Here is a 23524-nt window from a genome sequence, read left to right as displayed (position 1 = left end):
GGAGCAGCGCGGAGGGGTGCGAGAACAGGGGCGCGCGGGGACGGCCCTGTTCTCGCACTCCTCCGCGGGCTCAGCGCGTGATGGTGCGTTGCGGCATCAGGGGGCTGGACTGGCGGGCCTGGGGATCGGGGGGCGGGGCGGGGTGGTGGCGGGGAGGGCGGGGGGTGGCGGGGTCTCGGTTTCGCGGGGGGTCGGGAGGAGTTCGCCGGTCGGGCGCCGCATGCCGTAGCGGCGGTGGACGGCCTGCTTGGTGACGCCGAGCGCGGAGCCGACGGAGTCCCAGGAGAAGCCCAGGGCGCGGTCGAACTCGACGGCGGCGGCGACCAGGGTCTCGACGCTCTCGCGCAGTTCCTGGGCGAGGCGGACGGTCGGGGCGGGCGCGCGGCCGTAGACCACGAAGCCGGCGGAGGTGCTGGGGCGACGGGGGCGGTAGACGTTGCCCAGTTGGGCGGTGAGCGTGCGCAGGGCGTCGACCTGGCGTCGGACCCGCTCGATGTCCCGCACCAGCAGGTGCAGGGACGCCCGGGCCCGGGCGTCGTGGTTGATCTGCTCGGCCATGGCCTCGTTGCCACCTCTCGGTCGGGTCGCGTGCTCGGGGCGCTCGCGCGTCCCGGTCAATTCGCATTGACCAACGCACGGCGGGTCGTTGAGTCACGCGTGGAGTACGACTCGGGATATGCCGGCGACTGCTCCGACCAGGTGGCGGGGATTGCATAGACTTCCGGTGATCGACGTTTCGTTCCGTTCCGTTCGCACGGATCCGGCAGGCAGGGAGTCGCAGTCTTGGCAGTTCAGCCGATCCGGATCTTCGGCGACCCGGTGCTGCGGGCGACCGCGAAGCCGGTGACCGTCTTCGACAAGGAGCTGCGGAGGCTGGTGAAGGACCTGACCGACACCATGCTGGAGGCCCCGGGCGCCGGCCTGGCCGCGCCGCAACTGGGCGTCTCGCTGCGGGTCTTCACGTACCACGTGGACGGCGTGGTGGGGCACCTGATCAACCCGGACCTGTCGCTCAGCGAGGAGGAGCAGGACGGCCCGGAGGGCTGCCTGTCGCTGCCGGGGCTGCGGTTCGACACCAAGCGGGCGTACGGCGTGGTGGCGAAGGGCGTCACGATGCACGGGGAGCCGGTGACGGTGGAGGGGACGCAGCTGCTGGCGCGGTGCATCCAGCACGAGACGGACCACCTGGACGGGATCATCTTCGTGGACCGGCTGGACCGGGAGGCCCGGAAGGCGGCGATGAAGGCGATCCGGGAGACCGACTGGGGCGGCGGCCCGGCTCCGACGGTGCGGATCTCGCCGCATTCCACCTTCGGTCCGGTCCGCTGACGAACCGTCCGTTCGCCGCTGTCGAACAGGCGATTGTCGGAGTGGCCGATCAGCCGACTGTCCGACCGTCATTTTCCGGCAATCCGATGTTCCGATCACCTGCTCCCCGTTGAACTTCACGAAAGGCCGTGGCCCGTGCGTCTCGTCTTCGCCGGCACCCCCGAGGTTGCCGTTCCCGCCCTGGACGCCCTGCTGGCCTCCCGGCACGAGGTGGTCGCCGTGGTGACCCGCCCCGACGCGCCGGCCGGGCGCGGGCGGAAGCTGGTGGCCAGCCCCGTCGCGCAGCGGGCCGAGGAGGCGGGCATCGAGGTGCTGAAGCCGGCCCGGCCGAGCGAGCCGGAGTTCATGGCCCGGCTCGCGGAGATCGCCCCGGACTGCTGCCCGGTGGTGGCGTACGGCGCGCTGATCCGGCCCGGGGCGCTGGAGATCCCGGTGCACGGCTGGGTGAACCTGCACTTCTCGCTGCTGCCCGCGTGGCGCGGCGCCGCCCCGGTGCAGCACTCGATCATGGCGGGCGACGAGCTCACCGGGGCGTCGACGTTCCGGATCCAGGAGGGGCTGGACGACGGCCCGGTGTTCGGCGTCCTCACCGAACCGGTGAAGCCCACCGACACCAGCGGCGACCTGCTGACCCGGCTGTCGGTGTCGGGCGCCGAGCTGCTGGTGCGCACCATGGACGCGATCGAGGACGGGCAGGCCCGGCCGGAGCCGCAGCCGGTGGACGGGGTGTCGCTGGCCCCGAAGATCACCGTGGCGGACGCCCGGATCGAGTGGACCCACCCCGCGCTGCGGGTCGACCGGGTGGTGCGGGGCTGCGCGCCCGCGCCCGGCGCCTGGACCACCTTCCGCGGCGAGCGCCTGAAGGTGACCGGCCCGGTGCGCCTGCTGCCGGGCGAAACCGCCCTGGCGCCGGGCGAGTTGGCGGTCAGTAAGAACAGCGTCCGGGTGGGCACCGGAAGCCACGAGGTGGAGCTGGGCGAGGTCCGCCCGCAGGGCAAGAAGGCGATGCCGGCCGCGGACTGGGCGCGCGGCGCCCGGATCGAGTCCGGGGAGCGCTTCGAGGGCTGACGCCCGCCGGTGCAGCGGATGTCCGGTTCGGACGGGTCTCGTCCTAGACTTCACGGTGAGGCCCGGCCGTACCGCCCGGGCCGGACCTGATCCGCAGCACCTTTGTTTCGAGGCATCGTTTTGAGCACCCCCGCGAGTACTCCCGCGAGCAGTCCCGCCGGCGCGAAGCGCGCCCCCCGCCCGCACCGCCGTCCGAAGAAGGACCCGGCCCGGATCGTCGCGTTCCGCGCGCTGCGGGCCGTCGACGAGCGCGACGCGTACGCCAACCTGATCCTGCCGTCGCTGCTGCGCGAGGCCGAGCGCAAGGGCATGGACCGGCGCGACGCGGCACTCGCCACCGAGCTGGTCTACGGCACGCTGCGCGGCCAGGGCACCTACGACGCGGTGATCGCCGCGTGCGTGGACCGGCCGCTGCGCGAGGTCGACCCGCCGGTGCTGGACGTTCTGTCGCTGGGCGCGCACCAGTTGCTCGGCACCCGGATCCCCAGCCACGCCGCGGTGTCCGCGACCGTCGAGCTCGCCCGGGCGGTGCTCGGCGACGGGCGGGCCAAGTTCGTCAACGCGGTGCTGCGCAAGATCAGCGCCCAGGACCTGGCGGGCTGGGTCGCCCAGGTCGCCCCGCCGTACGAGGACGACGCCGAGGACCACCTGGCCGTGGTGCACTCGCACCCGCGCTGGGTGGTGTCCTCGCTGTGGGACGCGCTCGGCCGCTGGCAGCCCGGCGCGAGCGGGCGGCAGGCGATGGAGGCGCTGCTGGAGGCCGACAACGCCCGACCCGAGGTGACGCTGGTGGCCCGGCCCGGGCGGTCCTCGGTCGCCGAACTGCGCGAGGCGCTGCCGGAGGCGGAGGACGGCCGCTGGTCGCCGTTCGCGCTGCGGCTCACCGACGGCGGCGACCCGGCCGCGCTGGACGCGGTGCGCGAGAACCGGGCGGGCGTGCAGGACGAGGGCAGCCAGCTGGTCGCGCTCGCCCTCGCCAACGCGCCGCTCGACGGCCCCGACCGGCTCTGGCTGGACGGCTGCGCCGGACCCGGCGGAAAGGCCGCGCTGCTCGGCGCGGTCGCCGCCGAGCGCGGGGCGGCGCTGGTCGCCTCCGAGAAGCAGCCGCACCGCGCCCGCCTGGTGGCCCGCGCGCTGAACGGCAACCCCGGCCCGCACGCGGTGATCGTCGCCGACGGCACCCGGGGCGCCTGGGAGCAGGGCGCGTTCGACCGGGTCCTGGTCGACGTCCCGTGCTCGGGCCTGGGCGCGCTGCGCCGCCGCCCCGAGGCGCGGTGGCGCCGCCGTCCCGAGGACATCGCCGGATTCGGGCCGCTGCAGCGGGACTTGCTGCGCTCCGCGCTGGCCGCCACCCGGGTCGGCGGCGTGGTCGGCTACGCCACCTGCTCGCCGCACCTGGCCGAGACCCGCGCCGTGGTCGACGACGTGCTGCGCGGCCGGGACGACGTCGAGTGGGTGGACGCCCGCCCGCTGCTGCCCGGCGTCCCCGAGCTGGGCGACGGCCCCGACGTCCAGCTGTGGCCGCACCTGCACGGGACGGACGCGATGTACCTGGCGCTGCTGCGCCGAACTGCCTGACGCGGCAGGCGGGCCGACGCCGCGTCAGCCCGCCGACCCGTCAGCAGGGCGGTGAGCAGGCGCCGCCGCAGGCCGCCTTCGAAGACCGTTCGTCAGGGTCGGACGAACCCCCGTGCGGAGGGTACTGGACATCGCGGCCGGTGCGGCGGAGGGTGGGATCATGGAGTACACCCACCTCGGCCGCACCGGCCTGTCCGTCTCCCGCCTGTGCCTGGGCACCATGAACTTCGGCGTGCACACCGAAGAGTCCGACGCGCACCGGATCATGGACGCCGCCCACGGGCACGGCATCAACTTCTTCGACACCGCCAACGTCTACGGCTGGGGCGAGAACAAGGGCCTCACCGAGACCATCATCGGCAACTGGTTCGCCAAGGGCGGCGGGCGGCGCGAGAAGACCGTCATCGCCACCAAGCTGTACGGCGACATGGGCGACTGGCCCAACGAGGGCAGGCTCTCCGCGCTGAACATCCGCCGCGCCGTGGACGCCAGCCTGCGCCGCCTGCAGACCGACCACATCGACCTGTACCAGATGCACCACGTCGACCGGGAGACGCCCTGGGACGAGATCTGGCAGGCGATGGAGGTGCTCACCCTCCAGGGCAAGATCATCTACGTCGGCTCCTCCAACTTCGCCGGCTGGCACCTCGCCCAGGCCCAGGAGACCGCCCGGGCCCGCAACTTCCTCGGCCTGACCAGCGAGCAGTCGCTGTACAACCTGATCGAGCGCAGCGTCGAGCTGGAGGTCGTCCCCGCCGCCCAGCACTACGGCCTCGGCCTGATCCCGTGGTCGCCGCTGCACGGCGGCCTGCTCGGCGGCGTGCTCCGCAAGGAGCGCGAGGGCGTGCGCCGCGCCGAGGGCCGGGCCGTCGACACCCTGAACGAGCGCCGCGAGCAGATCCAGGCGTACGAGGACCTGTGCGCGGAGCTCGGTCACGAGCCCGGCGACGTGGCGCTCGCCTGGCTGCGCTCCCGCCCGGCCGTCACCGCGCCGATCGTCGGCCCCCGCACCGAGGAGCAACTCACCGCCGCGGTGCGCTCCCTGGACGTCGAGCTGGACGCCAAGACGCTGGAGCGGCTGGACGAGCTGTTCCCCGGCCACCGCACCGCGCCGGAGGACTACGCCTGGTGATCCGGGTGGCGGCGGCTCAGTGGTAGACCGCGCAGCCGCGCTGTTCGAGCGAGTCGAGCAGCGCGGCTCCCGGTTCGGCCGCGACCCAGCGCAGGTCGAGCTTCTCCAGCGCGGGCAGCTCGGCCAGCCAGTCCGGCACCGCCGTCAACGGGTTGCCGCGCAGGTCGAGTTCGCGCAGCCGGGGGAGTGCGGCGAGCGCACGGGGGAGCGTGGTGAGGGCGTTGTCGCGCAGCTCCAGGCAGCGCAGCTCGGGCAAGCTGCCGAGCGAATCCGGCAGCGCGGTCAGCGCGTTGCCCCGGAGGCGCAGCTCGCGCAGTCGGGGGAGCGAGCCCAGGGTGTTCGGCAGTGCCGTCAACCGGCAGTTCTGCGCGCGCAGTTCGAGAAGCGACTCCAACTCGCCGAGGGTGGACGGAAGTTCGGTGAGCGGATTGTCGCCGACGTTGAGGTAGCGCAGCCGGCGGAGCCGGCCGAGGGTGTCGGGCAGCGCGGTCAGCCGGTTGTCGTGCAGGTAGAGGAAGCCGCTCAGCCCGGCCAGCTCGCCGAGCCGGCCTGGGACGGCGGTGAGCGCGTTGTGGCCCAGGTCGAGCGTCCGCAGCCGGGTGAGGTCGCCGATGGCGTCCGGGAGTCCGGTCAGTTCGTTGTCGGCGAGGATCAGCACCTCGGCGTCGGTGCGCGCCCACACCTCGTCGGGGACGGCGGCCAGGCCCGCCCGCCACAGGTCGACCACCGGGCCGCCGGTCACAGCGTCTTCTCCAGCCAGTGCGCGATGTGGGGTCCACCGGTGTACGGCGGGATGTCGAGGTAGCCGGCGGCGGCGTACAGGGCACGGGCCTCGGTGAGTTCGGCCATGGTGTCCAGGCGCAGCCGGGTGTGGCCGAGCGCGCGGGCGGCGTCCTCCGCGGCGGCCAGCAGCGCGCGGCCCAGGCCGCGGCCGCGCCCGGCCGGGCGGACGTACAGCCGCTTCAGCTCGGCGGTGCCCGCGGAGAAGGTGCGCACACCCGCGCAGCCGGCCGGACGGCCGTCCAGCCGGGCGAGCAGGAAGACCCCGTCCGGCGGCCCGAGTTCGAGGTCGGGCGGGGCCTCGGCGGGCAGCTTCCCGGCGGCCGCGGGGCCGCTCCAGCGGCGGTGGATCTCGGCCCGGTACTCCGTCAGGAGCAGGCGGGCGTCCGGCGACTCGACGGGTTCGGGTCGGATCTCGGTCAACGGTGCTCCCTCTCGGCGGTCCGGGCACGGACGATACCGGACCCGGCCCGAGCTGCGAGGACCCGCTGCCCGGCGGTCCGGGCAGCGGTCAACTCGGCGGGCCGTCGGGGCGGTTGACGTATCACGGCTGGGCTTGTCGACTCTCGGCGACGCTCTTGAACAAGCGTTCATCCGGGCGTCGCCCGGTGCGGGGTGCGCCGCCAGCACAATTCTCGACGCCTCGACACGGCGGAACCCATCGGGAGACAGCATGAAGAGAACGTTGTACGCGGCGGCCGGGCTCGCCCTCGCCCTGAGCGTGGTCCCGGCCACCACGGCGTCGGCGGACCAGGACGGCCCCGGGCGCGGCGCCCGCGCGCCGTTCACCCTCGGCGTGTACGGCGACGCCCCGTACGGCACCTCCCCGACCGACACGACGGAGTTCCGGGCCACGCCGGCGTTCATCGCGTCCGTCAACGCCGACCCCGACGTCAGCACGGTGATCCACGTCGGTGACATCCACTCCGGCAAGCAGTACTGCACCGAGGCGTACGACCGGTCGATCGCCGCGCTCTGGAACACCTTCGCCGACCCGCTGGTCTACACCCCCGGCGACAACGAGTGGGCCGACTGCCACAAGGCCGGGGAGGGCGGCGGCAAGTACAACGCCACCACCGGACAGGTCGACCCCGTACTCGATCCCGCCACCGGGCAGCCCGTCGACTACGCCGCCGGCAACCCGGCCAAGAACCTGGACCTGATCCGGCGGACCTTCTTCGCGGTGCCTGGCCGCACCCTCGGCAGCGGCTCGCTGCGGGTCCTCTCCCAGGCCCAGCTGCCGCACCTCGCCCACCCCGAGGACGCCGCGTTCGTGGAGAACGTGATCTGGGTCAAGAACGGCACCCTGTTCGTCACCGTCAACGTGCCCGGCGGCTCCAACAACGACGCCGACCCCTGGTACGGCGCGCCGACCGCCTCCCAGGAGCAGCTCGACGAGGCCGCCCGGCGCACCGCCGCCGACCTGCGCTGGCTCGACACCGCCTTCGCGCTCGCCCACGTCGGCGGCGTCTCCAGCGTGGTCGTCACCACCCAGGCCGACATGTGGGACCTCGACGGCAAGAGCGCCGCGCACGTGGCGAACTACGAGCCGGTCATCGCCGAACTCGCCTCGCGCACCGCCGCGTTCGGCAAGCCGGTGCTGCTGCTGATGGGCGACTCGCACGTCTACCGCTCCGACAACCCGCTCACCCCGGGCTCCGCCTGCACCGGCGACGAGGGCGTCTGCGCCACCGACGCGTGGAGCAGCCACCCGAACTACGACGTCCCGAACTTCCACCGGATCGTCGTCCACGGCAGCACCGTGCCGCTGGAGTGGTTGAAGCTGACCGTCACCCCCGGGGCGAAGCACCCGACCACCGCCACCTCGTTCGGGCCGTTCAGCTGGACCCGGATCACCGAGCACTGACCGGACGCCCGCTCCGGCCCCGCCGCGGGGCCGGAGCGGGCGTGCCGGTCGGTGTCGCGGGCCGACGGTCCGTGGGATCGGGATGAAAGTACGTCAGGATGACCGGGTGAACCCGATCAGCCACGAGGTGCCCTACTACTCCCAGTGGGAGTCGCCCGAACTCGTGCCCGACATCCTCGACGGCACCCTCCGGGCCGCGGACGACCCGCTGTGGGAGCGGTCGGGCGCCGCCGACGAGAACGAGTACGAGTACTGGTCGTGGCGGCTGTGCGGCATGGCCTGCCTGCGGATGGCGCTCGACCACTGGTGGGGCGTCGCCCCCGCGCCCGTCCGACTCGCCGAGGAGTGCCAGCGGGCCGGCGCGTACGTGCGCCACCCCGACGGGCGGCTCGACGGCCTGATCCACGCTCCGTTCGCCGAGTACGTCCGCACCCGCTGGGGCCTGGACGCCCGGGCCGTCAGCCCGCTGCCCGCCGGCCGGCTCCCCGAGGAACTCGCCGCGGGCCGGCTCCCGGTGATCTCCGTGCACCCCGCGATCCGCACCCTCGCCCCCGAGGTGCCCCGCCCCGGCGGCCACCTGGTGCTCGCGGTCGGCGCCGACGACGACGCCCTGTACATCCACAACCCCTCCGGCTTCCCCGACGGCTCCCAGCGCGCCGCCCGCGTCCCCTGGCCGGACCTCGACCGCTTCTACGCGGGCCGCGGCATCGTCCTGGGCCCGCCGCCGTACTGAGGGACGACGTCCCCGGGCAGCGCCGCGCCCGCCGGAAGCGGGCCACGGCCGCCGTGCTGAGTGAGGTGGCAGGGTCAGGCGGCGGAGGGGAGGCCGATGGGGGTGGTCGGGGGGAGGTCGGCGCGGCAGGCGGTGGCGATGGGCCGGAGGGTGGTGGCGAGGTCGTCGAGCTCGGCGCGGTGGAAGTGGGTCCAGACCCGGGCGGCGGCGAGGTCGGTGGCGGCCTCGAGCGCGACGTGACGGCGGCGCCCGTCGGCGGTGAGGGAACCGTCCGGGGCGAGCCAGTGACGGTCGATCAGGCGCTCGGTGGCGGCGTCCCATTCGGCGTCGGTCCAGCCGCGATGCGGTTGCAGGATCTCGCGGCGGGTGTCGAGGGCGCAGCGCAGCACCAGCGCCTCGCAGCCGTCGAGGCCCTCGGAGACCAGGGCGGCCACGTGCCCGTCGCCGCGGTGTTCGCGCAGCACGGTGGTGGCCTGCCAGAGCCGGGCGAGGCGGGTGCGGGGGCGGGGGAGGTCGGCGTTCGCGGCGGCCAGCACGCGCCCACAACAGTCGAGGCCGTCGACGGCGCGTTCCAGCAGTTCCACCGAACGGTCGATCAGATCCGGCTTGACGTCGACCAGGACCCGCTGCAGCGCAGCCGTCGCGCCCTCGACCCGGGCCTGCAGCGCCTGCTCGGGGGTGGCCCGGTTCCAGACCTCCGGGAGGGCCCGCTCGACCATCTGCGGCGCGAAGTTGAAGAACGCGGCCACCACCGGCGCGGCGTCCACGGTGCCCAGCGGGGCGGAGCGTCCGCCGAAGTAGCCGCGCCAGTAGCCGCGCAGTCCGGCCGCCTCGTACGCGGCGCGGGCCTCGGGGGAGAAGTAGGTGAGGGCGTGGACGGGTTCGAACAGCCACCAGAGAGCGCGCGCGGGGTGGACGACCTGGGTCATCGGACGCCTTTCGTGAGGGGCGAACAGCGTTGGTACCGGCCTGCCTTCGGAGCCTGCCAGAGCGGACCGGCCCCGGGAAGGGACATTGTTTCGGGCGCATGAACACTTCGCGGGACGCGTTCCGCGGCGTCGTCCCGCCGGTCCGCGGGCCGGACCCGGTCGGGTACGACTACTGGTCGACCGGCGGCATCGCGAGCGGGTTGATCGGCATCCGTCGGTGGCAGAGCGCCGCGATCGGCCGCAGAACGGCCGTCAGGCGGTCGAGTCCGTCCGGCGACAGGCCCTCCCAGACGCGGCCGGCCGCCAGGTCGGTGGCGGCCTCGACGACGCGGTGCCGGGCCAGCCCCAGTTCGGTGACCGTGCCCTGCGCCGTCAGCCGGCCCCGTTCGACCAGACGCTCCGCGGCGGCCTCCCACTCCTGGTCCGTCCATCCGCGCAGCGGCTGGAGGACGGCGCGGCGGGCGTCGAGCGCGCAGTGCAGCACCGTCGCCTCGCAGCCGTCAAGGCCCTCGGCGACCAGGGCGGCCACGTGCCCGTCGCCGCGGTGCTCGCGCAGCAGGTTCGCGGCCTGCCAGAGCCGCCCGTGGACGTCGACGGCCGTCGGGAGCGCGGCGTTGGCGGCGGCCAGCACCCGGCCCGCGCAGTCCAGCCGCGCCGCCGCCTCCTCCAGCGCGGTCGCCGCCGCCGCGACCTGCTCGGGCGCGACGGGCTCCAGGACGCGGGCCAGGGCCGCGGCCGATCCGCGGTCCCGGGCGGCCAGCGCCTGCTCGGGGCTCGCGTGCGTCCACACCTCCGGCACGGAGTTCGCGACCATCGCCGGGGAGAAGCTGAAGAACGCGGCGGTCACCTGCGGCGCGTCGACCGCGCCGAGCGGGGCCGCACGGGCGGCGAAGTAGCCGCGCCAACTGCCGTCCAGCCCGGCCGCCTCGAAGGCGGCCCGGCTCTCGGGCTGGAGGAAGGCGACGGCGTACACCGGCTCGAAGAGCCGCCACAGCGCGCGGGCGGGGTGGACGGGCCCGGCCGGGTCGGGGGCAGCGGCCGGGCGGGCCGCATCGGCGGGCGGGACGGGACCGGACATGGTCGGGGACCTTCCTCGGAGGAGCGTTCGACTCGGCGGACGGTACGGACGGTACGGACGGTACGGGCAGTTCGGGCAGCGCGGGCGGATCGGCGAACGGAGCGGCCCGCCACGGGTGTTGGGGGCCGCGTGGCGGGAGTCGCCGAGAAGCTGATGGCCACGGGCGGGGCTCCGGTAACCGCGCGCCGGGTGTGATCGCGATCACCCGGGGGCACGCCGTGCGGCCGCCGGCCACGCGGCGCGGGATGATGGGCCGAGGCGCCCGACACCTCGGGCGTCCCTGCCCCTGCACGAAGGTAATCGGTGATGGCCCAGATCAGCCCCAGCATCCTGTCCGCCGACTTCGCCCGGCTCGCCGAGGAGGCCGAGGCGGTGCGCGGCGCGGACTGGCTGCACGTCGACGTGATGGACAACCACTTCGTCCCGAACCTGACGCTGGGCGTGCCGGTCGTCGAGTCGCTGGCGCGGGCCACCAGCACCCCCCTCGACTGCCACCTGATGATCGAACAGCCCGACCGCTGGGCCCCGCAGTACGTGGAGGCCGGCGCCGGCTCGGTCACCTTCCACGTGGAGGCCGCCGCCGCGCCCGTCCGGCTGGCCCGTGAGATCCGCGCGAAGGGCGCCCGCGCCTCGATGGCGCTGCGGCCCGCCACCCCGATCGAGCCGTACGAGGACCTGCTGCCCGAGCTCGACATGGTGCTGATCATGACGGTGGAGCCCGGCTTCGGCGGCCAGGCGTTCCTCGACATCATGCTGCCCAAGATCCGCCGCACCCGGCAGCTGATCGACAAGCACGGCCTCGATCTGTGGCTGCAGGTGGACGGCGGCGTCGCCCCCGCCACCATCGAGCGGTGCGCCGAGGCCGGGGCGGACGTGTTCGTGGCCGGCTCGGCGGTCTACGGGGCGGCCGACCCCGTCGAGGCCGTCCGCGCGCTGCGCGCCCAGGCCGACGCGGCCAGCGCCGACGCCTGGTGGGCCTGCAAGCACTGACGACCGCCGAAACCGTGCTGATCCGTTTCGGCGTCCCCGGAATCGTCCGACCGACCGGGTCGGGCGGCGGTCGGGGACGGCGGAGCGGAGCAAGGATGCGGACTGGACCGGAAATCCCGGAAGTTGACGGTTCGGAAGGACATGCCGGGGCGGCGGAACGCGTCGGAGTGGCGGAGCCCGCGGCGGGACGGAGCGTCGGGCGGCGGCGCCTGCTCGGGGCGCTCGCCGTCACCGTGCTCGGCGCGGGCGCGGTCGGCGGCGCGATCGTCGAGGACGTACTGCCCGGCGGACCTCGGCTGCGCCGCGCCCTCGGCCTGACCGGCAGCGACGGGACGGTGCCGGAGGTCGCCGCCGGACCGGTCCGCACCGAGACCGTCCGCTCGGCGGCCCGGGGCCGGGACGTCCGGCTGGTGGTGTGCGACCCGCCGGGTGCGCCCGGCGGTGAACTCCCGGTCTGCCTGGCCCTGCACGGGCGCGACGGCGACGCGGCGACCTTCACCGGCCTCGGCGTGCCCCAGTTCCTGGCGGCCGCCGTCGCCGCGGGCGTCCCGCCGTTCCGGGTGGTCGCCGTCGACGGCGGCGCGGCCACGTACTGGCACGCGCGCACGCCCGGCGACGACCCGATGGCCATGCTCACCGGCGAACTGCCGCGCTGGCTCGCGGAACGGTCGATGCCCGAGCCGACCTCCGCCCTGGGCATCTCGATGGGCGGGTCCGGCGCCCTCCAGTACGCCCGGGCCCGCCGCGGCCGGCTCTCGGCCGCCGCGCTGCTCAGCCCCGCGCTGTTCCGCGGCTGGGCCGACGCCCGCACCGTCGACGCCTACCGCGACGAGGCCGACTGGCGCGCGCACGAGCCGCTGCTGCACCTCGACGACCTCGCCGAGGTCGGCCGGATCGGCGTCTGGTGCGGAACCGAGGACCCGTTCTGCCCCGCCGCCCGCCGCCTCGCCACCACCCCTGCCGTCACCGCCCGCTTCCCGCGCGGCCAGCACACCGCCGGGTTCTGGCGCCGCGTCATGCCCGATGCCATGGCCCTGCTCGGCCCCCGCTGACACCACGTCGGCGGCCGGTCCGACGGGCGGACGAGCACGGGGCCGAGGCTCCGGCGGGCGGTTACGGCGGTTACGGCGGGTGGGGCGCCGGGTGACGGCCCGGCGTGCCGGGGTGGGTGGGGGCGGCGGCAGATACTGGCGGCCATGAGCAACCTCGATCAGAAGCCCGCACCGGCCGTGTGCGGGCGGCAGGCCGCCACCGGCCCCGTCAAGGATCTGCTGACTGGGCGTCAGGTGCCGCTCGGCGAGTCGACGGTGGTGCGGCGGCTGCTGCCCAACCTCGGGCGGCGGATGGTCGGCGCGTGGTGCTTCGTCGACCACTACGGGCCGGACGACATCGCCGACGAGCCCGGCATGCAGGTTCCGCCGCATCCGCACATGGGGCTGCAGACCGTCAGCTGGCTGCACGAGGGCAGCGTGCTGCACCGCGACAGCCTGGGGAGCCTGCAGACCGTCCGGCCGCGTGAACTCGGGCTGATGACCTCCGGGCGGGCGATCTCGCACTCGGAGGAGTCGCCCCGCGAGCACGCCCGGCTGCTGCACGGCGCCCAGCTCTGGGTGGCCCTCCCGGACGCGCACCGGCGCACCGCCCCGGCGTTCGAGCACCACCCCGAGCTGCCGGTGGTCAGCGCGGGCGGTCTGGAGGCCCGGCTGATCCTCGGCTCCCTGGACGGCACGGCCTCGCCCGGCACCGCCTACACCGCCCTGACCGGCGCCGACCTGACGCTCCGTGAGGGCGCGGCCCACCGGCTCCCGGTCGAGGAGGGCTTCGAGTACGCCGTCCTCGCGATGAGCGGCAGCGTCGACGTGGACGGCGTCCTGGTCGAGCCCGGCTCGATCCTCTACCTGGGCTGCGGCCGCCGCGAACTCCCGCTCCGGGCCCGGACCGACGCCGCGGTGCTGCTGCTCGGCGGCGAGCCCTTCGAGGAGCGCCTGGTGATGTGGTGGAACTTCATCGCCCGATCCGGTGAGGAGATCGCCCAAGCCCGTACGGAGTGGATGGAAGGGTCGCGCTTCGGCGAGGTGCACGGCTACGACGGTGCCCGGCTGGCCGCCCCCGCACTGCCGGCTGTCCCGCTCAGGCCGCGGGGGCGGGCGCGCTGACCTGCTGTTCGCTCCTTTCACAGGGGGGCGGCGGCGCTGGATGACCGCGTACTCGCCTTTCGGCTCATCGAGACCAGGCAGGATGCGGTTGTGCCGCGTCAGATCAGCGGCAGGAGGAGGAGCGGGGAGCCGGTGGGGTGCGTGGAGCCGCCCGCCGGTTCCGCGGTGACGCCGACTCCGGAGGCGGGGTGGACACGGCCGGTCAGGACGAGGGTGCCATCGGGCGGGAGGAGGCCGGCCGGGCGCATGGTCCCGGCGTCGTCGAACCAGAGTTGGTAGACGCGGTCGCCGGGGAGGGCGGGCAGGCCGGAGGCCCAGAACCCGGCCTGATCGAGGGCGGGCGACCACACGGTGGTGCCGGTCCCGCCGCCGGTCACGGGGCCGGTGGCGAGGTGGGCGTCCGGGGCGGTGAGCAGCGTGGTGAGGGTGGCCTGCTGGTGCCGGGCCGCCGCCGCGTCCGTTCTGGCCCGCTCGGTCTCCTGATGCTGCTGGATCGCGATCGCACCCGCGCCGACGGCCAGGGCGAGGCAGGCGGCCAGCGCGAATCCCTGCCGGCGCCGCGGGAGTCGGCTGCCCGGGCGGGGCGGCGACGCGGAGGCGATCTGTGGGGCGTCCTGCCTGGTACGGGGCACGGCTGCCATGACCTGGCTCTTGAGACGGGGCGGGGGAGCGATCGCTTCGGCCGCGCCGAGCCTGGCGAGTGTGGCGACGAACTCGGCGACTTCCTGCGTGCAGGGCGGGCAGTGCCCGAGGTGACGTTCGAAGGCGGTGCGTTCGGTGTCGTCGAGGGCGTGGGCGGCGTAGGCGCCGGTGAGGGTGTGCAGGTCGGCGGTGTCGTTCATGATCCCACTCCCAGACAGTCGCGCATGCGGATCAGGGCGTCGCGCATCCGGGTCTTGACGGTGCCGATCGGGGCGCCGAGGACGTCGGCGACCTGCGGGTAGGTGTAGCCCCGGTAGTAGGCGAGAGTGAGGGACTCGCGTTGGAGCTCGGTCAGCGTCTTCAGACACCGGCGGACCTGCTCGCGCTCCAGACGGCCCTCGACCTGTTCGGCGACCTCGTCGAAGGCCGTCGCGTGGGCGGCGGCCGCGGCTCGGCGGTCGCGGTCGGCGGCGGCCTGGGCGGAGCGGACCCGGTCGACGGCGCGGTGATGGGCGATGGTCAGCACCCACGGCATCACGTTCCCGTTCTCCGGCCGGTAGCGGGCGGCGGTGCGCCACACCTCCAGCAGCACCTCCTGGGCGACCTCCTCGGACTGCGAAGGATCGCGCAGCACCCGCCGGACCAGCCCGAGCACCGGTCCGGCCACCGCGTCGTAGAGGCGCGAGAACGCGTCCTGGTCGCCGAGGGCGATCCGGCGGATCAGCTCCTGGAGGTCGGGCCCGGGGCGGCCCGGGCCGGAGAGGTGGACGACCGTGCTCACGCCACGGCTCCGGACTGCCGGGTGTGGAGTGCTCCCGCGGTGATGGGTGACATGGTTGCCTTCCGTCGGACGGCCGCCCGTGGCGGCTCGCGCCGCCTGCAGCGGCATGTGGTCGGAGAACCTCCTCGTACCTGGTGTTCGACTCTGCGGGGCGCGCAGATTGGTCGTCCTGCGCTCGTGAACTGGACGGTCCCTGTGCGGTTCCGACCGCGGGAACGGCCGACCGGGGCTTCCGGGCGGCGCCGCGGCGGCGGCTGGTGTCACCCGATCGGGCGAGTCGGAGAGTCCGACCAATCCGGCCCCACCCAGGCCCCGAACGGGGGATGTGAGCAATCAACTGCCTCCCTCCGCCGCACGGTTCGGCCGACTGCGGTCCGGCCTGCTGCACGCCGCCGGCGCTGCTGCGATCGGCCTGGCCTCGGCCGTGGCGGCACTCGGCGCGGGCGAGCTGGTCGCGTACGCCACCGGAGCGGGTACCGCGCCGGTGATCGCCGTGGGGTCGGCGGCCATCGACCTGACGCCGACTCCGCTGAAGGAGTACGCGGTCCGCACCTTCGGCACGCACGACAAGGCGGTGCTGCTCGGCGGGATCTACCTGACGATGGCTCTGCTCGCCGCGCTGGCCGGCCTGCTGGCGGTGCGTCGCCCGCTCGCCGGGGCCGCGGTGTTCGCGGCGTTCGGCGGTCTCGGCGCGTGGGCAGCGCTGTCGCGCCCCGGAGCGACGGCGGCGGACTGCGCCCCGTCGCTGGCCGCCGCGTTGGTCGGCTCGGCCGCCGTTCTGGTCCTGGCCGGGTCGTGGCGCCGCGCGTCGGTTCCGGACCCGGGGCCCCGCCCCGAGCCGATGCCCGCGGACCCGAAGCCGGCCGAAAGCCCCGAGCGACCCGGGATGTCGGATTCCCCGCAGCCTGCCAACCTCCTGGGCGACCGATCCCCGTCGCCTGAACGGTCGTTGACCAGCCGCCGGACGGTGCTGACCGCCACCGCCGTGACCTTCACGGCGGGTGCCCTGGCGGCGATGGGCGGACGCGTCCTGACCGACCGCCGGTTCGACGTCACCGCTGCCCGCGACGCCGTCCGCCTCCCCGCGCCGGCCGAACCGCTGCCGCCGCTGGCCGCCGCCGTCCACCCCGACGTCCCGGGTCTGTCGCCGTTCACCACGCCGAACGCCGACTTCTACCGGGTCGACACCGCGCTCACCCTGCCCCGGATCGACCCCCGCGACTGGACGCTGCGCATCCACGGCCTGGTCGACCGCCCGCAACTGCTCACCTTCGACGACCTGCTGAAGGAGCCGCTCGAAGAGTTGGACCACACGCTGTCCTGCGTCTCCAACGAGGTCGGCGGCCCCTACGTCGGCACCACCCGCTGGCTGGGCGCCGCCCTGCCCGCGCTGCTGCGGCGGGCCGGAGTGCGGTCCGGGGCCGACCAGTTGGTGGGTCGCTCGCAGGACGGCATGACCATCGGCACGCCGCTGGAGTCGGTCCTCGACGGGCGGAGCGCACTGCTGGCCGTCGCGATGAACGGCGAGGCGCTGCCGCTCGCGCACGGCTTCCCGTGCCGGACGGTGGTGCCCGGGTTCTACGGCTACACCTCCGCCACCAAGTGGCTGGTGGACCTGGAGGTCACCACCTTCGCCGCTTTCGACCCGTACTGGGTGCGGCGCGGCTGGGACCGCACCGGCGCCGTCCGCACCGCCTCCCGGATCGAGGTGCCCGCCCCGTTCGCCAAGGTCCCGGCCGGGGACGTCGACCTCGCCGGGACCGCCTGGGCCACCCACCGCGGCATCGCCGCCGTCGAGCTGCGCGTCGACGAAGGCCCCTGGCACCAGGCCGAGCTGGCCACCGACGCCGGGCCCGACCTGTGGCGCCAGTGGTCCTACCGCTGGTCCGGCGCCCCGCCCGGCACGCACCGCATCGAGGTCCGGGCGACCGACGCCACCGGCGCGGTGCAGCCGGAGCAGCGCGCCGCGCCCTTCCCGGCCGGGGCGACGGGCTGGCACAGCACCGTCGTCACCGTCACCTGAACCGTCAACCGCCTTTCACCCAGCACCACTTCACCCGAGCACCGAGGAGAGATCCGCCATGTCCGCTTCCGTCCGCAACCGCCGTGCCCTCACCGCCCTGTTCGCCGCCGGCGCCCTCGCCCTGTCCCTGGGCGCGTGCAGCAGCAGCAGTGACAGCGGCACCAGCTCGTCCTCCCCGTCCGCTTCCGCGGCCTCCTCCGCGGCGATGTCCGGCAGCAGCACCGCCTCCGCCGCCGCGGCGGCCGGTCAGCCGTTCGGCGCGGCCTGCGCCGCCGTGCCGAAGGACGGCGCGGGCTCGTTCACCGGCATGGCGCAGGACCCGGTCGCCACCGCCGCCTCGAACAACCCGCTGCTGTCCACCCTGGTCGCCGCCGTCAAGCAGGCCGGCCTGGTCGACACCCTGAACTCCGCCCAGAACATCACCGTGTTCGCGCCCACCAACGACGCCTTCGCCAAGATCCCGAAGGCCGACCTGGACGCCCTGCTCGCCGACAAGGCGAAGCTCACCAAGGTCCTGACCTACCACGTCACCCCCGAAAAGCTCGCCCCCACCTCGCTGGCCGGCACGCACAAGACCCTGGAGGGCAGCGACCTCACCGTCACCGGCAGCACCCCCGACTTCACCGTCAACAGCAACTCCAAGGTCCTGTGCGGCAACGTCCAGACCGCCAACGCCACCGTCTACATCGTCGACACCGTGCTGATGCCGACCTCCTGACGCCCCGTCACGGCCGAAGGCCCCGCCCGGTACTCCGGGCGGGGCCTTCGGCCGTGACGGGGCACGGCTCGGGCCCGTGCGCGGGAGGAGCGGTCAGCCGACGTTGGCGCAGGAGTTGCCGAACGCCGGGTTCAGGATGCTGACCACGCCGATGCTGTTGCCGCACACGTTGACCGGGACGTGCACGGGGACCTGGATCAGGTTGCCGGACAGGACGCCGGGCGAACCTGCGGCCACGCCTTCGGCGCCGGCGGACGCCGAGGCCAGCCCGGCGGTGCCGAGGACGGCGGTGGCGGCCAGCGCGACTGCGGCGAAGTACCTGCGGGTGCGGGACATGACTGCTCCTTGCGATCGGACGGGGCGCCGCCCCGGACAGGGCGGCACCGGTGATTCGGGGTGCGCGTGCCGGTGGCGTGGTCGAGGGGCGGTCCTTCACCCCATCGGGTGCCACCGGCGCGGGATCAGGGGGTGACCTCCACCAGGGCGGAGCGCGCCGAGGGGGCCAGCAGGGGGCTGAACCCCGGATCGGTGGCGAGGGCCTCGGCAAGGTGGGTACGGGCGTCGTCCGTGCGGCCGAGGGCGCGCTCCATCTCGCCGCGGTGGTAGAGGAACAGGGCGCTGCGCCAGCCGTGGGCCAGGGCCAGGTCGCTGTAGGCGAGGGCCTCGCGGTCGGCGCCGGCGCGGTGCAGGGCCCAGGCGAGGGCGTCGGCGACCAGGACCTGGTGGCGGCGGTCCCACTCGGCGCGCAGCAGCCTGACGGCCGCGGCGGGGTCGCCGTGATCGGCCTCGAACTGACCGAGCGTCAGATCGTCGACGACTCCGCTCGCGGCGGCGAGGTCGGCCTCCGCGCGCAGCAGCCGGTACTGCTCGGCCGCCTGCGCGGAGTGCCCGAGGGATTCGTGGAGTTCACCGAGTTCCAGCAGGTACTGGGGGAGCGGGACCTTCGCGGCGGCCTGCGCGTAGTGGGTGAGGGCGTCGTCGGTGCGCCCGAGGGCGGCTTCGGCCCGGCCCTGGCCGGCGAGGGCCGCGGTGTAGGCCGGGTCGGCGGCCAGAGCGCGGCGGTAGCCGTCGAGGGCGTCGGCGGTGCGGCCGGAGTTCCGGTCGAGTTCGGCGATCTGGTAGAGGCAGAACGCCTTGTCGGCGGGGTCGTAGGCGCCGTCGAGGGCGCGGCGCAGGGCGTCGCGGGCGTCCTCGGGGCGGCCGTGCTGTTCGAGGTCGTAGGCGGCCCGGGTGAAAGACGCGGTGCCCGGGTGCAGGTCGAGCAGGTGCTGGGCGGCGTCCGTTGCTCCGGCGGCGTCGCCGAGCTGGGTTCGGGCATCGGTGAGGACGGCCCAGGCCTGCCAGTGCAGGGGCGCGCCGTCGAGGGCGCGCCTCGCGTGGTCGGCGGCTTCGGCGAACAGGTGGCGGGCGTTGGCGAGCGCACCGAGGCCGGTGAGCGCGTCGGTGTTGCCCTCCGGGACGAGGGCGAGCGAGCGGTGCAGGGCTTCGTCGGCCTTCGGGTAGTACGACGCGTCGGCGGTCAGCCGGGCCTGCTCGACGTACTCGCCGCCGAGCCGGGCCCACGCAGCGGCGTCCTCGGGGCTGGCCCGCAGGTGCTGCTGGTCGGCGCCGATCGCCGCTGCCAGGGCGGATCCGGCGGTCGGTGCGGCCCGGGGCGAGGCGGCGACGGGGAGGGGCGGCGGATCGGTGAGGCCGCCGGCGTAGGCGAGGCCTGCGCACAGGGCGGCGGCGGTCAGGAGCTGGGGCAGGCGGCGCACGGCGGCTTCCCTCGACGAGGAGCGGGCGGCGGCCCCGGTCGACGGGGCCGCCGCGCGGTGTCACTTCTGGTTGACGGCCTTGTCGTAGGGCAGGGCGAGGTACGGGAACGTCGCGGCGAACGGCCTGTCGGGGCCGTTGACCTTGTCGCCGGCGGCGAGAGCCTGGACGAAGTGGCCGGGGGTGGCGCCCTCGACGACCTGAAGGGCGATGTCGACGACGTCGTCGTCGAGGCGGCGGCCGTTGGGGAAGCCCTGGAAGTCGCCGTTGAGGACACCCAGGCGGTCCGGGTTCGGCGTCACCGGGGTGGACATGTTCAGGCGCAGTTCCTCGGCGGGGACGAACCGCTTGGGGTTGATGTCCTGGTTCATCAGCTGGGAGTTGAGGTCGACGGCGAGCGGGCCGTTGGCGGCCTTGGCGATGCCGGTGAGGAAGATCTCCTGCAGGTCGGTGCGGGGCGTGGCGGGGGCGGGCAGGCCGTAGATGGCCTGCACGAGCTTGGGCACCTCGGGGTCGAGGACCTTGGCGACCAGGGCGGGCTGGTTGTGGTCCTCCGACGGGGGGAGTGCGTTGAAGGCGTCCTTCAGACCGGCGGGGACGACGACCTCGTTGACCAGCGGGTTGCCCAGGCGGGAGACCTGCACGTACTTGCCCACCGGGTCGGCCTTGCCGGGGCTCAGCTTCATGGTCTGCTTCTCGGTGCTCGACCAGACGCCGATGACCGGGTTGCGGGCCGGGTCGCCCTTGTACGCGAGGCGGGTCTTGGGGATCTGCAGGGCGACGGAGTTGACGTTGTATCCGGCGAGGGTGTTCTGTCCGACCTCGGAGAGGTCGCCGCCGTAGAGCAGGTCGAAGATCCGCAGGTCGAGGAAGAACGGGTCGGCGGCCTGGGTGGCCACCGTCTGTCCACCGCCGGGGAGTTGGACGGTGGCCTGCTGGCGCAGCCCGGCGTAGTTCGGCATCGACGCGCGGCCGGTGTCGGACGGGGCGGCCTGGCCGTGCTCGACCAGGGTCACCGGGTCGCAGTCGGGCCGCAGTTCCTGGAGGGTGTAGTACTGACGGAACCGCAGCGTGGCGTCGCCGAGGTTGTTCACCGGTCCCTTGTTGTAGAGGAAGGTGTCGGTGCCGCGGAGGTCCTCGGTGTGGAAGGTCCACCGGTAGGTGAGGTCGGGCTTTCCGGTGCCCTGGGAGTCGATGTTGATGTCGTAGTGCGCGCCGTCCGCCCACGGGTAGAAGTTCGGGCCGCCGTTGGGTTCCTGGAACGGCAGCCAGTTGGCGATCAGGGTCACGGTGTCGGGGTTGTCGGGGCTGCTGAAGGCGTACACGTCGGTGTTGTCGACCTGCGGGTCGGCCGCGATCAGCGGCGCCTCGCGGTGGCTGGACGCCGACGAGGTGCCCGCGCCGGCGCCGAGCACGGCGGTGCCGGCCATGCCGAGGGCGAGGGCGGTGAGGACCGCGGCCCCGCGGGCCGCCGAGCGGCGACGGGCGGATCGACGAAGAAGGATCACCAGGGGTCTCCGATTTCCTTGCTGGGCAGGGGTGGTCTGCACCCGTACGGAATGTGCGGGTGGGAGTGTCGTCCGGCGGGTCGGCCGACACGAACTGTCCTCCGCCGCCGTCCCTGGTTCGGCCCCAACGACCTTCCGGCGTGCCCCGGTCACCCTCGCGGCCCAGCACTGTCACCCGTCCGGCCGCGCGGCCCGGCCCCGCCGGTGGACACGGTGAGCGGGCGGACGCGACAGTGTGCGGGCCCAGCGCCGAAACCCTGCCGCGCCGCCAGCCCGCCCGGGGCCCCGCGCCCACCGCCGTTCCGCTCCCCGGAGGCACCGCGTGGCAGTCCACCGCTCCCTCACCCGTACCGGGGCCGCCGTCGCCGCGGCCCTCGCCCTGACCGCGCTGGCCGCACCGGCCGCGCACGCCCACCCGCTCGGCAACTTCTCGGCCAACCACTACCTCGGACTCACCGTCAGGACCGCAAGCGTCGACGCCCTGGCCGTCACCGACCTCGCCGAGATCCCCACCCTCCAGGAGCAGGACAGCGTCGACGTCGACCGCGACGGCGCCGTCGACGCCGCGGAGAGCGCCGCCCACGCCGCCCGCCAGTGCGACGACACCGCACGCCGGATCCGACTCACCGCCGACGGCGAAACCCTCCGCTGGACCGTCGACTCCGCCTCGTTCGCCTACCAGGACGGGGCCGCGGGCCTGCATACCAGCCGCCTCGAATGCCGGCTCCACGTCGTCCGCCAACTCGCCCGGGACGGAGCCGGTTTCCGCGTCGAGAGCGGGGCCGACCCCGCCCGGGTCGGCTGGAACGAGATCACCCTCCGCGGCGACGGCGCCACCCTCGACCGCTCCGACGCCCCGGCCGAGTCGGTGAGCCGCGAACTGCGCGACTACCCGAGGGACTTGCTCGACACCCCCGAAGGCGTCACCGCCGCGACCTTTCACGCCCGGCCCGGCGGAGGACCGGGCACGGCTCCGGCCGCGGGAGCGCCGACCGTCGCCGTCGGGGCCGGCTGGCTGGCCTCCCTCGACACCCGCCTCGCCGCCCTCGGAACCGCCCGCCACCTCACCCTGCCGCTCGGTCTCCTCGCCGTCCTGCTCTCGCTCGTCCTCGGCGCGGGCCACGCCCTGCTGCCGGGCCACGGCAAGACCGTCATGGCCGCGTACCTCGCCGGGAGACGCGGCCGCCCCCGCGACGCGCTCACCGTCGGTGCCACCGTCACCCTCGCCCACACCGCGGGCGTGCTGGTCACCGGCCTGTTGCTGACCACCTTCTCCGCCCTCGCCGGCGACCGCCTGCTGGCCAGGCTCGGCATCGTCAGCGGCACCCTCGTGCTGCTCGTCGGGGCCCTCCTGCTGCGGGACGCACTGCGCTCCCGCCGAGCCCGGCGGGCACCGGTGACGGAGGCTGCCGAACAGCATGCGCACGACCCGCACCCGGTCCTGGTCGGGGCGGCGGCTGCGACCGCGGTCCACTCGGACCGGGGGCACGATCACCACGATCACCACGACCACAGCCACGAACACCGCGACGAACACGCCCAGGAGCACAGCCACCACGACGACCCGCACGAGCACCACGAGCACCACGACCACGAGCACCATGGGCACCTTCATGGGCAGCACGGCCACCGGCACGGCTTGTTCGGCCGCCATCACCAGCACCACCACACCCACGAGCCGAACAGGGGAGCGGAACGGCGACGGCTGATCGGTCTGGGCATCGCCGGCGGCCTGGTCCCGAGCCCGTCCGCGCTGGTGGTGCTTCTCGGGGCGGTCGCGCTAGGGCGCACCCTGTTCGGTGCCGCCCTGGTGGTCGCCTACGGGCTGGGCATGGCCGCGACCCTGACCGGGGCGGGGCTGCTCCTGGTCGGCCTCGGCCGCCGCGCGGAGGTGCTCGCCGCCCACCCGGCCCTGGCCCGCCTGCGCGACCTGGCCCCGTTCAGCGCCGTGCTGACCGCGCTGCTGGTCCTCGCCGTCGGTGCGGGCATGGTCCTGCGCAGCCTGCCCCTCGCCGTCTGACGAACCCTCAGGAGAGCCACGTGCCCGCCCGCCCCACCACGCTCCTGCGCTACCTCGCCGGAATCCTGCCCCTGCTGCTCCTGGCCGGCTGCGGAGGCCCCGCCCGCGGCGACCTCGACACCCAGCCCGCCACCCCTTCGCCCACCTGTCTCGTCCACCAGAGCCGCGAGCCCGCCGAGCGCTACACCGCGGGTGGGGGCGCCGACACCGGCGCGGTGCTGGCGATGCTGCGCTACTACACGGCCAACGGCCGCACCCCCTACTGCGACGGGAAGCAGCCCACAGCCGCGGATCTCGCCTGGCAACGGCTCTACACCGGCCTCGGCGGCGATCCGGCCCACCTCGCCGGAACCTGACCGGGATCCGCCCCGAGCCTCGTACGGGGCCGTTCGGGTGAACATCGTCGCTCGGCACCAAGCCTGCATCACCCCCGCTGC

The 23524-nt window shown here is 74.6% G+C and carries 23 protein-coding genes; 13 read left to right on the top strand and 10 right to left on the bottom strand.

Going from position 1 to position 23524, the window contains the following annotated elements; genetic code table 11:
• Positions 1–96: 96 nt before the first annotated feature.
• Positions 97–558 (bottom strand): hypothetical protein, encoded by a 462-nt coding sequence (locus BX266_RS06290; RefSeq protein ID WP_120314361.1) that lies wholly within the window; start codon positions 556–558, stop codon positions 97–99.
• Positions 559–783: 225 nt separating this feature from the next.
• On the opposite strand from BX266_RS06290, the gene def reads away from it, so the two are divergent.
• From def to BX266_RS06270, 4 genes are all read left to right on the top strand, one after another.
• A complete protein-coding gene (gene def / locus BX266_RS06285) occupies positions 784–1329 on the top strand; it encodes a peptide deformylase (protein WP_099897921.1) in 546 nt (181 codons plus the stop codon).
• A 135-nt stretch (positions 1330–1464) separates the two neighbouring features.
• Positions 1465–2397, top strand: a complete 933-nt coding sequence (fmt, locus tag BX266_RS06280; protein WP_099897920.1) for a methionyl-tRNA formyltransferase — start codon at positions 1465–1467, stop codon at positions 2395–2397.
• Positions 2398–2517: 120 nt separating this feature from the next.
• Complete coding sequence (locus BX266_RS06275) at positions 2518–3975, top strand: RsmB/NOP family class I SAM-dependent RNA methyltransferase (RefSeq protein ID WP_099897919.1); 1458 nt, start codon at positions 2518–2520, stop codon at positions 3973–3975.
• 160 nt (positions 3976–4135) lie between these two features.
• Positions 4136–5107 carry an aldo/keto reductase gene (locus BX266_RS06270; protein ID WP_099897918.1) on the top strand — a complete coding sequence of 324 codons (972 nt, stop codon included), beginning with the start codon at positions 4136–4138 and terminating at the stop codon, positions 5105–5107.
• Positions 5108–5123: 16 nt separating this feature from the next.
• Here the strand turns inward: BX266_RS06270 and BX266_RS06265 are convergent, their stop codons facing one another.
• Positions 5124–5849: a leucine-rich repeat domain-containing protein gene (locus tag BX266_RS06265; RefSeq protein ID WP_259464575.1), complete on the bottom strand. Its 726-nt coding sequence runs from the start codon at positions 5847–5849 to the stop codon at positions 5124–5126.
• Entirely contained in the window at positions 5846–6310 is a 465-nt protein-coding gene (locus tag BX266_RS06260; protein WP_259464574.1) for a GNAT family N-acetyltransferase, read from the bottom strand. Before BX266_RS06260 ends, BX266_RS06265 begins: the two co-directional genes overlap by 4 nt.
• A gap of 250 nt (positions 6311–6560) precedes the next feature.
• Between BX266_RS06260 and BX266_RS06255 the strand changes: the two genes are divergently transcribed.
• Both BX266_RS06255 and BX266_RS06250 read left to right on the top strand, forming a co-directional pair.
• Positions 6561–7754: a hypothetical protein gene (locus tag BX266_RS06255; RefSeq protein WP_143686872.1), complete on the top strand. Its 1194-nt coding sequence runs from the start codon at positions 6561–6563 to the stop codon at positions 7752–7754.
• Between the two features lie 82 nt (positions 7755–7836).
• Entirely contained in the window at positions 7837–8487 is a 651-nt protein-coding gene (locus BX266_RS06250; protein WP_099897916.1) for a C39 family peptidase, read from the top strand.
• A gap of 74 nt (positions 8488–8561) precedes the next feature.
• On the opposite strand, the gene BX266_RS06245 is transcribed toward BX266_RS06250, so the two are convergent.
• Together BX266_RS06245 and BX266_RS06240 are read right to left on the bottom strand one after the other, a co-directional pair.
• On the bottom strand, positions 8562–9416 hold the full coding sequence (locus BX266_RS06245) for an SCO6745 family protein (protein ID WP_099897915.1): 855 nt from the start codon (positions 9414–9416) through the stop codon (positions 8562–8564).
• Positions 9417–9585: 169 nt separating this feature from the next.
• Positions 9586–10494, bottom strand: coding sequence for an SCO6745 family protein (locus BX266_RS06240; protein WP_120314360.1), 909 nt, complete (start codon positions 10492–10494; stop codon positions 9586–9588).
• 303 nt (positions 10495–10797) lie between these two features.
• Between BX266_RS06240 and rpe the strand changes: the two genes are divergently transcribed.
• The 3 genes from rpe to BX266_RS06225 all read left to right on the top strand — a co-directional run bounded on the left by rpe (position 10798) and on the right by BX266_RS06225 (position 13640).
• Positions 10798–11484 carry a ribulose-phosphate 3-epimerase gene (gene rpe / locus BX266_RS06235; RefSeq protein ID WP_099897914.1) on the top strand — a complete coding sequence of 229 codons (687 nt, stop codon included), beginning with the start codon at positions 10798–10800 and terminating at the stop codon, positions 11482–11484.
• 167 nt (positions 11485–11651) lie between these two features.
• Positions 11652–12536: an alpha/beta hydrolase family protein gene (locus tag BX266_RS06230; RefSeq protein ID WP_180290403.1), complete on the top strand. Its 885-nt coding sequence runs from the start codon at positions 11652–11654 to the stop codon at positions 12534–12536.
• A gap of 144 nt (positions 12537–12680) precedes the next feature.
• Positions 12681–13640: a pirin family protein gene (locus BX266_RS06225; RefSeq protein WP_099897912.1), complete on the top strand. Its 960-nt coding sequence runs from the start codon at positions 12681–12683 to the stop codon at positions 13638–13640.
• 98 nt (positions 13641–13738) lie between these two features.
• On the opposite strand, the gene BX266_RS06220 is transcribed toward BX266_RS06225, so the two are convergent.
• Positions 13739–14482, bottom strand: a complete 744-nt coding sequence (locus BX266_RS06220; protein WP_099897911.1) for an anti-sigma factor domain-containing protein — start codon at positions 14480–14482, stop codon at positions 13739–13741.
• Complete coding sequence (gene sigK, locus BX266_RS06215; protein WP_099897910.1) at positions 14479–15063, bottom strand: ECF RNA polymerase sigma factor SigK; 585 nt, start codon at positions 15061–15063, stop codon at positions 14479–14481. Before sigK ends, BX266_RS06220 begins: the two co-directional genes overlap by 4 nt.
• Positions 15064–15388: 325 nt before the next feature.
• Here sigK and BX266_RS06210 point away from each other — a divergent pair, with 325 nt between their 5' ends.
• Together BX266_RS06210 and BX266_RS06205 are read left to right on the top strand one after the other, a co-directional pair.
• Entirely contained in the window at positions 15389–17086 is a 1698-nt protein-coding gene (locus BX266_RS06210; RefSeq protein WP_259464573.1) for a molybdopterin-dependent oxidoreductase, read from the top strand.
• Positions 17087–17144: 58 nt separating this feature from the next.
• Complete coding sequence (locus tag BX266_RS06205; protein ID WP_099897909.1) at positions 17145–17804, top strand: fasciclin domain-containing protein; 660 nt, start codon at positions 17145–17147, stop codon at positions 17802–17804.
• 93 nt (positions 17805–17897) lie between these two features.
• Here BX266_RS06205 and BX266_RS06200 read toward each other — a convergent pair whose 3' ends face one another.
• The 3 genes from BX266_RS06200 to BX266_RS06190 form a co-directional block, all read right to left on the bottom strand.
• Complete coding sequence (locus tag BX266_RS06200) at positions 17898–18140, bottom strand: chaplin (protein WP_099897908.1); 243 nt, start codon at positions 18138–18140, stop codon at positions 17898–17900.
• Between the two features lie 125 nt (positions 18141–18265).
• The gene (locus BX266_RS38395) at positions 18266–19561 is read right to left on the bottom strand and encodes a lipopolysaccharide assembly protein LapB (RefSeq protein WP_180290402.1); all 1296 of its coding nucleotides are present in this window, start codon (positions 19559–19561) and stop codon (positions 18266–18268) included.
• Positions 19562–19621: 60 nt separating this feature from the next.
• On the bottom strand, positions 19622–21067 hold the full coding sequence (locus tag BX266_RS06190; protein ID WP_099897907.1) for a DUF4331 domain-containing protein: 1446 nt from the start codon (positions 21065–21067) through the stop codon (positions 19622–19624).
• A gap of 322 nt (positions 21068–21389) precedes the next feature.
• Here BX266_RS06190 and BX266_RS06185 point away from each other — a divergent pair, with 322 nt between their 5' ends.
• Together BX266_RS06185 and BX266_RS06180 are read left to right on the top strand one after the other, a co-directional pair.
• A complete protein-coding gene (locus BX266_RS06185) occupies positions 21390–23087 on the top strand; it encodes a high frequency lysogenization protein HflD (protein WP_180290401.1) in 1698 nt (565 codons plus the stop codon).
• A 20-nt stretch (positions 23088–23107) separates the two neighbouring features.
• Positions 23108–23443, top strand: a complete 336-nt coding sequence (locus BX266_RS06180; RefSeq protein ID WP_143686871.1) for a hypothetical protein — start codon at positions 23108–23110, stop codon at positions 23441–23443.
• Positions 23444–23524: the final 81 nt, after the last annotated feature.

The sequence above is a fragment of the Streptomyces sp. TLI_171 genome, assembly GCF_003610255.1.
In the GTDB taxonomy this organism is placed as follows: Bacteria; Actinomycetota; Actinomycetes; order Streptomycetales; family Streptomycetaceae; genus Kitasatospora.
Note: the sequence above shows the minus strand (reverse complement) of the source record. Positions and strands in the feature narration are given on the sequence as shown.